The following is a 12,396-nucleotide window of genomic DNA, read 5'->3' as shown; positions in this document are numbered from 1 at the left end:
GCCGAGGACGCAACACCCCCGCTGGTTCTTGGGCAGAACATAGGGGGCACATAGAGAGCGCACGGGTGAAACCGCGGAGATTCACTCGCCTGGAGTAACGCGACCGCATCACCGCAGTTCAGGACCGTCGCGGCCGACCCCCGCGACTGCGCCCGCGCGCCCAGGGAGGCCGCGACCCTACCTGGCCTCGCCCGCGAGATGGAGTCGGCAAGAGGCTGGCGGACAGCGCCGCCCGGGACGCATCATGGGATGCCGTTGACCCGCCACCGCAGGGAGACCGACGTGACCCAAGCCGTTCTCGCCCCACAGGTCCGCTCGTGGCGGTGATCTCCCGGGGATTCCGCCCCAAGCGTGAGTCGGACCCGCGCCTCCCGCCGGGCCAGTACCGCGAGCACGGGTTCCCGGTGCTGTCGGCCGGTCCGACGCCCCGGGTGGACCTGTCGACGTGGACGTTCACGATCGGTGCCCCCGGCCAGACGCGTGCGTCGTGGACGTGGGGCGAGCTGCAGGCGCTGCCGGCCGAGGACGTCGTCGTCGACATCCACTGCGTCACCAAGTGGTCCAAGTTCGACAGCCGGTGGCGCGGGGTGTCGCTCGACACCCTGCTGGATGCGGTCGACCTGGCCGATGACGAGCAGCACGTGCTGGCCCGGTGCGACGGCGGGTACACCACCAACATGCCGCTGGCTGACCTGCGCGGCGGTAAGGCGTGGCTGGCGTTCGGGTATGACGGTGCGCCGTTGCCCGACGAGCACGGTGGCCCTGTGCGGCTGCTGGTGCCGCACCTGTACTTCTGGAAGTCGGCCAAGTGGGTGCGCCGGCTGGACCTGCTCACCGCGGACCGGGCCGGGTTCTGGGAGGAGCGCGGCTACCACGCCTACGGGGACCCGTGGCGCGAGCAGCGGTACTGGGGCGACTGAGCGACGTGACCACCACCACCGAGCCCGGGCCCGGCCCGCTGGACGAGACGGACAGCCCGGAGAGCACCGACGCACCCGATGTGCGGTACGCCTTGCCGTGGCACGTGGCGACCGTCGTGGCCCGCCACCGGGAGACCGCCACCGCGGTCAGCCTCGAGCTGGACGTGCCCGGGTGGCACGGCGCGCTGCCCGGTCAGCACGTCGACGTGCGACTGACCGCCGAGGACGGCTACTCCACGCAGCGCTCCTACTCGCTGGCGTGCCCGGGCACGATGGGCATGGCGCCGACGACGATGCCCGCGCAGGCGACGACGGCGCGCATCGCGCTGACCGTGCAGGTGGTCGATGACGGTGAGGTGTCCCCGTACCTGGCGCAGGAGGTCGTGGTCGGTGACCAGCTCGAGCTGCGGGGTCCGATCGGGCACTGGTTCGTGTGGCAGCCCCGCGACCCGCACCCCGTGCAGCTCGTCGCGGGCGGGTCGGGCCTGGTGCCCCTGATGTCGATGGTGCGCACCCGGCACCAGGCGGGCAGCCAGGCACCGTTCCGGCTTCTCGCCTCGGTCCGCACACCGGCCGACGCGCTGTACGCGGCCGAGCTGGAGGCCCTCGCGGCGGACGACCCCGGGCTCGAGCTCACCTGGGCGTGGACGCGGCGGGCACCCGCGGGGTGGACCGGCCCGGTGGGGCGGCTCGACGCCGCCGCGCTGGCCGCCGCATGCCTGCCACCCGAGCAGAACCCGCACGTGTTCGTGTGCGGGCCGACGCCGTTCGTCGAGCACGTGGCCTCGACGCTCGTGGACCTCGGGCACGACCCCGAGCGGATCAGGACCGAACGGTTCGGGCCGACCGGCTGACACGTGCGGGCCAGACTTCAGTTCGATCGTTGACAGTTAGGTATCTAACCTTTAGCGTTCTGATCATGGACGAGAAGGAGACCCGCACCACGACCGGCCAGGGCAGCAGCCTCGGCCTGCTGCGCTGGATCGGCTGGGCGCAGCGCAAGGCCGCCGAGGACTGGGTGCGGGCGCGCGACCTCACCCACGAGCAGGGCTTCGTGCTCGGCTTCCTCGTCGACCACCCCGGCACCGTCCAACGCGACATCGCCCAGGTGAGCCGCACCAGCGCGGCCAGCGTCTCGAGCCTGCTGCAGGGGCTCGAACGCCGCGGTCTCGTGGAGCGTCACACCCAGCCCGGGGACGAACGCAGCAAGCGCGTCGCCGCGACACCGCAGGGCGCCGAGCTCGTCGCCGGGTTCGCCGAGGCGATGGCCGCGGTCGACGAGACGATCCTGGCCCCCCTCGACGCGGACGAACGGGCCACCCTGCACACGCTGCTGACCAAGATCACCGCAGACCTGCCGCAACCCACCACGCGCTAGCCCGTAGCGGACACGCGGCCACACCGCGCCCGCTCGGACACAGGGCCGACTCCCTCGGCACACCGCCACCCGGCCTGCGCCGCCATGCCCTGCGCTCGACCCGACCTGCCCTCTCCCCCCTGCCGCGACGGCGCCCGTCGTCGTGCGCTCGACCCTGCCCAGAACCGGGAGCAGCCATGAGCACCACCGACCTGCACGCACCCGTCTTGTCCGACGCCGTCGGCACCGACCGCTGGTACCTCTCGTCCGCGCCCCTCGGGCGTGCCCTCATGCACCTGTGCGCACCCATGGCCGCCGCGATGATCGTCGGCGCGGTCTACAACGTCATCAACGCCGGCTTCATCGGCTCGCTGCACGACACCGCCCTGCTCGCCGCGGTGACGCTCGGCTCCCCCGTGCTCGCGCTCGTCATGGCGGTCGGCGGCGTGTTCGGCGTCGGCGGCAGCGCGCTCGTCTCCCGCCTTCTCGGGGCCTCCGAGCACGACCGCGCCCAGGCCGACCAGATCCGGCACGTTGCCGCATTCGCGCTGTGGGGCTCGGTCATCGCCGGGATCGTGCTCGGCGCGGCGGGACTCCTGCTGCTCGACCCGCTGGTGCGGCTGCTCGGCGCGGACGCCGCCACCGCCCCGGCCACCCGGGCGTACGTGGCCGTCATGCTCGCGTTCGTCCCCGTGCTCGCGGCGGCGTTCTGCCTCGAACAGCTCGTGCGGTCCGAGGGCGCCGCACGCCAGGTGATGGTGGGGCTGATCGGCTCGACCGTGGTCAACGTGCTCCTCGACGTCCTGCTGATCCTCGTGCTGGGCTGGGGTGTCGCCGGCGCCGCGCTGGCCGTCGGCGTGGCCAACCTCGCCCTGGTCGGCTACTTCGCCACGTGGCTGACGCGGCACAGCGAGCACGTGCGACTCGCACCACGCTGGTTCACCCTCTCGCCGACCGTGCTCCGGCCCGTCTTCGGCGTGGGCATCGGTGAGCTGCTGCAGGCCGGGTTCCTCATCGTCACCGCTCTCGTGCTGAACAACCTGGCAGCGGCCTACGGCGACGGGCCGCTGGCGGCCATGGGCGTCGCCGTCCGCATCGCCCAGGTCCCGGAGTTCCTCGTCATGGGGATCACCCTCGGTGTGCTGCCCCTGCTGGCGTACACCTACGGCAAGGGCGACCGCGCCCGGCTGCGCTCCGCGCTGCGCTCGGCGGCGCTCGTCGTCGGCGGTATCGGTGTCGTGTTCGCCGCGACCGCACTGGCGTTCCGGGAGCAGCTGGTCACCGCGTTCGTCGCCGACCGCTCGGTACTGGCCATCGGCGTCACGATCCTGACCGCCCAGCTCGTGGCGATGGTCGCCAACGGGTTCACCGGGCTGCTCACCTCGTTGTTCCAGGCCACCGGGCGCGCACTGGCGGCAACCGTGACGTCGGTGACGCACGGCGTGCTGTTCATCCCCGTGGTCATTCTCGGAGAGCGCTGGTTCGGCCTGTCCGGGATCGTGTGGTCGCTGACCGTCACCGAGTGCACAGTCCTGCTCGTCGGCGCCGCGATGTGGCTGGCCTCGCGCGGCGCGATCGACCGGGGACTGGCCGAGGGCAGCACCGCCCGCGCCGAGGCGGCATGACCGAACGGCACCTCCAGGCTCGACGCTCTCGCCCGTGGCGACGGCTGTCGCCCGCTCGCCGCAGCCCCGCGGTGTTCGCCAGGCCGTGCGGGCCGACGTCCGCTAGCGTCCGGAGCGCCCGCTTCCGCGAGCCGCAGGTCCCACCGACACGGGGAGATGCCCAGGTGAGCAGTACCGCCACGAGCGAGGGACCGGGGGCACCGGAGACCGGGAGCGACCTCGACGGGACGAACCAGCCCACTGCCGCCGCGGCACCCGACGCCGCCGCGGACCGACCCCGACTTCTGCACCGGTGGCGTACGCGCGCCCAGAAGCACCTGGCCCGCCTGTCGCCGGCGGGCCTGATCGGTGCGCTCATCCTGTTCGCCGCCGCGCTCGGTCCGTCGCTGACCCCGCGCGGACCGCTGTTCCAGGGTGCCGCAGCCGGGGCGTGCGCGGTGTGCGGCTACGGCATCGGCGCGTTCATCGGCTGGGTGCTGCGCGCGACCCGCCTGCAGTGGGTGCCGAGCCCCCTGTGGCGACGGAGGCTGTGGTGGGGCGGCGGCGCCGTCGCGGTCGTGGTGGTCGTGGTGGCGCTCGTCGTCAGCAACGACTGGCAGCACCGGCTGCGGGACGTCATGGGCATGGAGCAGCCGTCCTCGGCGCACTCGGTCACCATCCTGATGGTGGCGCTGGTCGTGGCCTGGCTGGTGCTGAGCATCGCCCGCGGCCTGCGTCGACTGGCCCGTGCCGTCACACGTCTCGTGAGCCGGTGGCTGCCACCCGTCGCTGCCCGTGCACTGGCCGTGACGCTGGTCGCCGTGGGCACGGTGCTGCTGCTCGACGGCACCGTCGTGGCCGCCGGCAAGGCGCTGCTGAGCGCCACGTACGCCGAGCTCGACGCGCAGACCTACGAGGACTCGGTGCAGCCGCAGCAGCCCGAGCGCAGCGGGTCACCAGACTCGCTGTCGTCGTGGGAGTCCCTGGGCCGCGAGGGCCGCCGGTTCGTCTCCGGCGGTCGCAGCACCGCCGAGCTGGCCGAGGTCACCGCGCGCACCGGCCTGGACCTGCCGGTGGTCGAGCCGATCCGCGTGTACGCGGGGCTGCGCTCCGGCGACACGCTCGACGAGACCGCGCAGGTCGTCGTGGACGAGCTGGACCGCACCGACGCGTGGGACCGCGAGGCTCTGGTGGTGTGGACGACCACCGGCACCGGGTGGGTCGACCCCTCGTCGGCCGACGCCCTGGAGATGCTGTGGGGCGGCAACACGGCCATCGCCGCCATGCAGTACTCGTACCTGCCCAGCTGGGTGAGCTTCGTCGGCGACCGCCAGACACCGCCCGACGCCGGCAAGGCGCTGTTCGAGGCCGTGCGCGCCCGCTGGGAGCAGCTGCCCGAGGACGACCGACCGAAGCTGTACGTGTTCGGCATCTCGCTGGGCAGCTACGGCAGCCAGGGTGCGTTCTCCAGCGTGCAGGACCTCGAGCAGCGCGTCGACGGCGCCGTGTGGGCCGGCACGCCCGGCTTCACACCGCTGTGGCAGGACCTGACCGCGTCACGTGACGCCGGGTCGCGGGAGATCTCGCCGGTGCTCGACGGCGGGGAGACCGTGCGGTGGGGTCTGGGGCTGGACGGTGCCGGCGACATCGACCTGTGGAGTCTGGGCACCGCGTGGGACTCCCCGCGCGTGGTGTACCTGCAGCACGCGTCCGACGGTGTCATCTGGTGGTCGCCGGACCTGCTGCTGCACCGCCCCGACTGGTTGACGGAGCCGCGCGGGCCCGACGTGCTGCCCGACGTGACCTGGTTCCCGGTGGCCAGCTTCTGGCAGCTGTCCATCGACCTGTTCGTGGCGGGCGAGACACCCCCGGGGCACGGGCACAACTACCACGTGGAGTACGCCGACGCGTGGGCAGCGGTGGCCACCCCACCGGGCTGGACCGACGAGGCGACGCTGGTGCTGCGTGCCGAGATCGCCGCGACCGAGTCGGTGGCCTGACCTCAGCCCTTGGCGGCGGCCAGTGCGGCCCGCAGCGGCACCCGGGCACCCGTGCGCAGCAGCGACCCGGAGTAGATGCGCGCGGCCAGCACGATCACCAGACCGGTGGTGACCACCAGCACCACCAGCGACACCAGCGGTTCCCACCACAGCGCCTCGCCGAAGAACAGCCGCACCGGCATGCTCACCGGGGCACTGAAGGGCACGTACGACGTGACGGTCATGACGGTCTCGTTGTCGGTGAAGAAGACCACCAGGAAGTACGGGATCATCGTCAGCCACAGCACGGGCTGCAGCACCGCGCCGACGTCCTCCAGCCTCGACACGAGCGACGCGCTGGCCGCGAACATCGAGGCCAGCAGCACGAACCCGATGAGGAAGAACGCGACGAACCACACGATCGGCGCACCGAGCACCTGCAGCAGGTCCTCCTGCCCGGTGACGACCAGGCCGATCACCGAGACGGCGGCGATGGCGGCGGTCTGACCCACGGCCACGACGCTGTTGCCGAGCACCTTGCCCGCCAGCAGCGCCCGCGCGGGCACCGCCGACAGCAGGATCTCCACGATCCTGGACTGCTTCTCCTGCACGGTGTTCTGGGCGATCATGTTGCCCGACCCGACGGCCGACATCATGAAGACCAGGCCGAACGCCAGGGCGACGACGAACCGCAGGTTCTCGCTCAGGTCCGCCGGGTCGAGCAGCTCGACCTGCGGCTGCAGGGACAGCGCGGCCACCACGTCGCTCGGCTCGCTGTCCAGGGCCACCAGGCGCACCCCCGTGGGGCCGTCACCGGGCAGCACCGCGGCACTGACCTCTTCCTGCTCGACGAGGGCCAGCGCCGCGTCGGCGTCCTCCACCAGCACGGGTTCGAGGCCGTCGCTCGCGGCGACCACGTCCTGCGTGGCGGTCACGACCGCGACCTTGGTGCCGTCGTCGTCACCGCCGACGACCGCGCTGGCCACGATGCCCGCCAGGATCAGCACGAGCAGCACGGCGGTCGAGATCAGGAACGACTTGGTGCGGATCTGCGCGAGGATCTCGCGCTCGGCGACCAGCGCGGTGGCGCGGCCGAGGGACGGGACGGCGGGCCGCGGGGTGCTCATCGGGTGGCCTCCATGCGCTGGGACGGAACGGTGGTGCTCTCGAGCTGGTCGGCGCTGGGTGGGCCGGGATCTGCCGGGGCGTCGGCGACCACTTCCCGGAAGATCTCCCCCAGGCTCGGGCGCACCGGGCCGAACGAGGCGACCGGGCCGCGACCGAGCGCAGCCCGCAGCACCTCCTGCGCCACCTCCTGCGTGGCCTCGAACAGCACCGACCCGCCGTCGAACTCCACGACCTGCACACCAGGCACCGACCGCACCCAGCCGACGTCGTCGGTACCAGTCAGCTCGTAGCGGGTCGAGCCGTACGACGCCTGCAGGGCCGAGCGCGAGCCGGCGGCCCGGATCTGGCCGCCGGCGATGATGACCAGGTCGTCGCACAGCCGCTCGACCAGGTCGAGCTGGTGGGAAGAGAACAGCACCGGCGCGCCCGTGGCCGCGTGCTCGGCGAGCACCGCGAGGACCACGTCGACCGCGAGCGGGTCGAGCCCGGAGAACGGCTCGTCGAGCACGAGCACACGGGGGTCGTGCACGAGCGCCGCGGCGATCTGCGCGCGCTGCTGGTTGCCCAGCGACAGCGACTCCAACGGGTCGTCGGCCCGGGCGTCCAGACCGAGCCTCCCGAGCAGGTCCCGGGCCCGCAGCTCGGCGGCCCGCCGGTCGAACCCGTGCAGGCGCGCCAGGTAGGTCAGCTGCTCGGCGACCTTCATCTTCGGGTACAGGCCTCGCTCCTCGGGCATGTACCCGAAGTCGCGCCGTTGGTCGGCCCCGAGCGGCTGCCCGTCGAGCGTCACCGTGCCGGCGTCGGGTGCCAGCACGCCCAGGATGATGCGCATCGTGGTCGTCTTGCCGGCGCCGTTGCCGCCGACGAACCCGGTGAGCCGGCCCGAGGCGACCTGGAACGACACGTCGTCCAGGACGCGGCGTCCGTCGAACGCGCGGGTGATGCCGTCGAGCCGCAGCATGGGGTCCCTTCCGTCGTGGTGACCGACGGGGTGCGTCGGCAAGCGCCACGCTACGGACCGGTGCCGGGGCGGCGCCTCAGGCTCGGGACGGAACCGTGCGGCGGACGGCCTCCGCCTTCAGGCCGAGGCCTTCAGGACCAGGTGGCCAGGCCGTGCTGGTGCGCGAACACCACGGCCTGCACGCGGTCGCGCAGCCCCAGCTTCATCAGCACGTTCGACACGTGGGTCTTCACGGTGGCGCGGCCCAGCACGAGCTCGGCGGCGATCTCGTCGTTGGACAGGCCACGCGACACCAGCCCGAGGACCTCCAGCTCGCGCTCGGTCAGGGTGGCCACGACGTCCGGTGCGACGCGGGCGGCCACCGGGTGCCCGACTCCTTGGCCGCCCCGCCCGCGGTCCTCGTGACCGGCACCCGCCGCGGGCTCGCCGCCCCGGTCGGGCCCGTCCGACGTGTGGGGTGCCACGGCCGCGACGACCGCACGCTCGATGACCGCCCGCGTGACCTCGGGCGCGAGCAGACCGTCACCCGCGGCGACCGAGAGCACCGCGTCGATGAGCTGGGTCGGCCGGGAGTTCTTCAGCAGGAACCCCATGGCCCCCGCCCGCAGCGCCTCGACGAGGTAGTCCTCGCGGTGGAAGGTCGTCAGGATGAGGACCGCGGCACCGACCTGCGGGTCGGCGACGATCCGTCGGGTCGCCTCCAGGCCGTCCATGTCGGGCATCTGCACGTCCATGCACACCACGTCGGGGCGCAGCCGTCGCGCCTCGTCGACCGCCTCCGCACCGGTGGCGGCCTGGCCGACGACGGTGACGTCGGGGTGGGAGTCCAGGATCGTGGCGAACCCGGCGCGCACCAACGCCTGGTCGTCGACGAGCAGCACGCGGACCGGCTCAGACATCGGTGGCCTCCGGGGCGGACTCGCGCGGGCGGCGCAGCGGGACGTGCGCGCGCACGACGAACCCTCCGGCCCGTCGCGGTCCGGTCGTGAGCACCCCGCCGTCGGCGGCCACGCGCTCATGCATGCCGACGATGCCGAACCCACCCGAGGCCCGCCCTCCCGCGGGGGTGCGGCCGACCCCGGCCAGGACGGTGCGGCGCAGCCCGTTGCCGTCGTCGGCGACCTCCAGCTCGACGGCGTCGTCGAGGTAGCGCAGCCGGACGTCGGCGGTCGCGTCGGGGCCCGCGTGCTTGCGCACGTTCGTCAGCGCCTCCTGCGCGATCCGGTAGAGGTTGAGCGAGACCACCGGGGGCAGCGGCGCAGGTTCCCCCACGACGCGGTACGTCGCGGTCAGACCGGTCCCGGCCACCTCGGCGACGAGCTCGGGCAGCCGGGTGACCGCGAGCGAGCCGACGGGCTCGTCGAGCCCGTGCACCTGGTCGTCGTCGCGCAGCGTGCCCACCAGGCCGTGCAGCTCGTCGATCGCGTCGCGGGCCGAGTCCTCGACCTGCTCCAACGCGGCGGCGACCCGCTCGCTGCCGGGGCCGGGGGGCAGCAGCATGCGCGCCGCCGCGGCCTGCACCCCCATGACCGACACGTGGTGCGCGACCGCGTCGTGCAGCTCGCGTGCCAGTCGCAGCCGTTCGATGGTCACGGCCTGCGCCTCGACGCGCGCGCGTTCGGCCTGCAGCTCACGCGTGCGTCGGCGCATGCGTGCACGGTCGCGAGCGGCGGACCACGCGTGGTCGCCGAACCACCAGGCACCTGAGAAGTACAGGAGATTGGTGAGCATCTGGATGAGCATGTACGCGACCAGCGGCGAGAATGCGCCGACGTTGTCGAAGTGCTCCAGCACGTCGGGGTCGGTGGTGGCCTGGAACAGCGACACGACGAGCCAGCCGAGCATGCCGGTGACGACGAGGGCTCGCACGAGCAGCGCACGGCGACGTGTACGTTCCCAGGCGCCGACGGTGTACAAAGCGGTGAACAGCACGATGTTGAGGAACAGCGTCTCGGGTACCTGCATGGTCACCGCGCCGACGAACGCCCCGGCCACCACGACGAGCACGAAGCTGGGCCAGCGTCGTCGGCAGGCGAGCGGCAGCGTCGCGGCGGCCAGCCAGGCCAGCGAGACCGCGCCGGAGGCCGGCTCGTCGTACATGCCGGCGGTCCTACCCAGGACCACGCTGAGCACGGCACCGACGAACAGCACGACCGCACCGAGCACGTCGGCGCGTCGCTGCTCGGGGCTCGGGGGGTTGCGGGTCCAGGCGGGGTCGTCCGGGTCGACGTCCGGCTGGCCCGGCTCGACGGAGACGGCGGCGATGGTCACGGCGACCACGCTAGTGGTCCGTACCAGCGGACCGATCGGTCCAGAGACGGCACCGAACTGGATCGTCCGGTACAGAATCTAGCTCGGCACCACGGCCAGGTCGGCCGCCTGCACCCGGTCGACCTGCTCGTCCCACTCGTGGTGCCGGCGCAGGAACGCCGCGACGTACGGGCACACCGGCACGATCCGCAGACCGGCGGCCACCGTGTCGTCCAGCGCGGCGGTCACCAGCCGCCCGGCCAGGCCCTGCCCCTCGTAGGCGGCGTCGACCACCGTGTGGAAGAACACCCGTCGAGGCACACCGTCGGTCGCGGGCCTGTACTCGGTGAAGCCGATCACGTCAGGTCCGGGCGCCGCCCCCTCGACCACCAGCTCGTAGCGCTGCCGGTCGGCGGCGTGGCGGACGACAGGGTCGATCGCGGCAGTCATGCGGTTCTCCTCGTCACGAAGGGGATCAGGTCGCCGGGCAGGCCCGGCCGGTCAACCACGCGGACGCATCCGGAGCGCCGGCAGCACCGGCGCCGGCAGCGGCGCGGGCGTCCCGGCGGCGAACGGGCCGAACCGCGGCGGGCCGTCCGGTGCGCCCGTCGGCGCCGACTCCACCCCGATCTCCGCCTGCCAGGCGGCCCGGTAGGCCACGACCTCCTCGTGGCTGCGCCCCACGAAGTTCCACCACATGACGATCTGCTCCCCCAACGGTTCCCCGCCGATCAGCAGCGCCCGCACGCCCTGCGCACCCGCTTCCAGGCGGACCTCGTCCAGCCCGGTGGGCAGGTACGCGAGGTGGTCGACCGGCACGGCGCCGCCTGCCAGGGTCAGCTCACCGGAGTCCAGCAGCACGCCGTGCTCGAACCGCGGGTCCAGCGCCAGGTCCCACCGCGCGCCGGGGGCCAGGTCGACCTGGGCGGCCACCACGGCCGACTGCGTCCGCACCGGCGAGACCGCGCCGGCGAGCGAGCCGAGGAACACGGCGAGCCGGAACCCGTCCCCCTCGACCGGGTCGGGCCGGTGGTGCTCGAACGACGGCGCCACGTGCCGACTCGCGTCCGGCAGGGCCAACCACAGCTGGACGCCGTGCAGCAGGCGGGTGCCGGGCGTGGAGAACTCCGAGTGGGAGATCCCCCGCCCCGCCGTCATCAGGTTCACCTCGCCGGGCCGCACCATCGCATGCGCGCCGGTGGAGTCGCGGTGCTCGATCTCGCCGCTGAACAGCCAGCTCACCGTGGCCAGACCGGTGTGCGGGTGCCGGGGCACCTGCATGCCGCGGCCGGTCACGTCATCAGGGCCGTAGTGGTCCAGGAAGCACCACGCACCGATGAGGCTGCGTTCGCGCTGCGGCAACGTCCGCCGCACCGCCATGGCTCGGGGACCACCGAGCGGCACGTCGCGCGGGACGAGCAGCTCGACGCCGGCCACTGCCTCGCCCGTGCGGCACACGACCTCGCCCGGCGACTCCTCCATGGTGCTCATGCGGGCCACCGTAACCACGCCGGCGCGGGGCAGCAGCCCGTCGCCACCACCTGCTCAGGCGTTGCGGACGTGCACGCGCTGCCCCTCCTTGCTGAACAGCCCGAGCACCTCCGCCGGCTCCGGGCCCGCACTGAGGAACGCGTGCGGGGTCCGCGTGTCGAACTCGGCGGCCTGGCCCTCCTCCAGCACGATCTCCTCCTCGCCGAGCAGGAGCAGCACCCGCCCCTGCAGCACGTACATCCAGTCCCTGCCCTCGTGCGTGCGCTGCACCGGCCTCACCGGCGGTGCTGCCGGGCCCGACACCGCGCGGCCGGGCAGCACCTGCTTGAACGCCTGGGGATCGGCACCCTCGCGGCTGAGCGGGATGATCACGTGCCCGTGCCGGCGGATCGGCCGCGGGTGGATGCGCGGGTCACCGGTGGCCGGGGCACCCACGAGGTCGTCCAGCGGGACGCGGTAGAACCGGGCCAGCGGGAGCAGCAGGTCCAGCGCGGGCCGGCGGTGCCCGGACTCCAGGCGCGACAGCGTGCTCACCGAGATGTCGGTTGCCGCAGCCACGTCGGCCAGCGTGTGCCCGCGCCGTGTCCGCAGCGCGCGCAACCGGGGTGCGACCGCGTCCAGCACCGTCGTCAGCTCGTCCTCGACCATCCGTCCTCCTTGCCGTTCCCGCAAGGCTACTTGCCGAAGTGCGAACCTCGGGGTCACG

12 protein-coding genes are annotated in these 12,396 nt (G+C 73.1%); 5 read left to right on the top strand and 7 right to left on the bottom strand.

Annotation, left to right across the window (positions count from 1 at the left end; all coding sequences use genetic code 11):
* The first annotated feature begins 317 nt into the window (after positions 1 to 317).
* The 5 genes from ACTHAM_RS10505 (at position 318) to ACTHAM_RS10485 (ending at position 5,881) form a co-directional block, all read left to right on the top strand.
* Positions 318 to 920, top strand: a complete 603-nt coding sequence (locus ACTHAM_RS10505; RefSeq protein ID WP_440687108.1) for a sulfite oxidase-like oxidoreductase — start codon at positions 318 to 320, stop codon at positions 918 to 920.
* Positions 921 to 925: 5 nt separating this feature from the next.
* Entirely contained in the window at positions 926 to 1,774 is an 849-nt protein-coding gene (locus ACTHAM_RS10500; RefSeq protein ID WP_440687106.1) for a ferredoxin reductase, read from the top strand.
* Between the two features lie 65 nt (positions 1,775 to 1,839).
* A complete protein-coding gene (locus tag ACTHAM_RS10495; RefSeq protein WP_440687104.1) occupies positions 1,840 to 2,298 on the top strand; it encodes a MarR family winged helix-turn-helix transcriptional regulator in 459 nt (152 codons plus the stop codon).
* Positions 2,299 to 2,474: 176 nt separating this feature from the next.
* Entirely contained in the window at positions 2,475 to 3,902 is a 1,428-nt protein-coding gene (locus ACTHAM_RS10490; protein WP_440687102.1) for an MATE family efflux transporter, read from the top strand.
* Between the two features lie 164 nt (positions 3,903 to 4,066).
* Positions 4,067 to 5,881: an alpha/beta hydrolase gene (locus ACTHAM_RS10485; protein WP_440687101.1), complete on the top strand. Its 1,815-nt coding sequence runs from the start codon at positions 4,067 to 4,069 to the stop codon at positions 5,879 to 5,881.
* Positions 5,882 to 5,883: 2 nt separating this feature from the next.
* On the opposite strand, the gene ACTHAM_RS10480 is transcribed toward ACTHAM_RS10485, so the two are convergent.
* The 7 genes from ACTHAM_RS10480 to ACTHAM_RS10450 all read right to left on the bottom strand — a co-directional run bounded on the left by ACTHAM_RS10480 (position 5,884) and on the right by ACTHAM_RS10450 (position 12,338).
* Positions 5,884 to 6,987: an ABC transporter permease gene (locus ACTHAM_RS10480; protein WP_440687100.1), complete on the bottom strand. Its 1,104-nt coding sequence runs from the start codon at positions 6,985 to 6,987 to the stop codon at positions 5,884 to 5,886.
* Complete coding sequence (locus ACTHAM_RS10475) at positions 6,984 to 7,949, bottom strand: ABC transporter ATP-binding protein (protein WP_440687098.1); 966 nt, start codon at positions 7,947 to 7,949, stop codon at positions 6,984 to 6,986. Before ACTHAM_RS10475 ends, ACTHAM_RS10480 begins: the two co-directional genes overlap by 4 nt.
* A gap of 131 nt (positions 7,950 to 8,080) precedes the next feature.
* A complete protein-coding gene (locus tag ACTHAM_RS10470; protein WP_440687096.1) occupies positions 8,081 to 8,848 on the bottom strand; it encodes a response regulator in 768 nt (255 codons plus the stop codon).
* Complete coding sequence (locus ACTHAM_RS10465; protein ID WP_440687094.1) at positions 8,841 to 10,220, bottom strand: sensor histidine kinase; 1,380 nt, start codon at positions 10,218 to 10,220, stop codon at positions 8,841 to 8,843. The genes ACTHAM_RS10470 and ACTHAM_RS10465 overlap by 8 nt, the downstream gene beginning before the upstream one ends.
* A gap of 78 nt (positions 10,221 to 10,298) precedes the next feature.
* The gene (locus ACTHAM_RS10460) at positions 10,299 to 10,649 is read right to left on the bottom strand and encodes a GNAT family N-acetyltransferase (RefSeq protein WP_440687092.1); all 351 of its coding nucleotides are present in this window, start codon (positions 10,647 to 10,649) and stop codon (positions 10,299 to 10,301) included.
* A 51-nt stretch (positions 10,650 to 10,700) separates the two neighbouring features.
* On the bottom strand, positions 10,701 to 11,690 hold the full coding sequence (locus ACTHAM_RS10455; protein ID WP_440687090.1) for a pirin family protein: 990 nt from the start codon (positions 11,688 to 11,690) through the stop codon (positions 10,701 to 10,703).
* Positions 11,691 to 11,744: 54 nt separating this feature from the next.
* Entirely contained in the window at positions 11,745 to 12,338 is a 594-nt protein-coding gene (locus ACTHAM_RS10450; RefSeq protein WP_440687088.1) for a helix-turn-helix domain-containing protein, read from the bottom strand.
* Positions 12,339 to 12,396 lie beyond the last annotated feature (58 nt).

The organism is Cellulomonas soli (assembly GCF_052036975.1).
In the GTDB taxonomy this organism is placed as follows: domain Bacteria; phylum Actinomycetota; class Actinomycetes; order Actinomycetales; family Cellulomonadaceae; genus Cellulomonas; species Cellulomonas soli_A.
The sequence above is the reverse complement of the archived record's forward strand: the minus strand, read 5'-3'. Positions and strand labels throughout refer to the sequence as shown.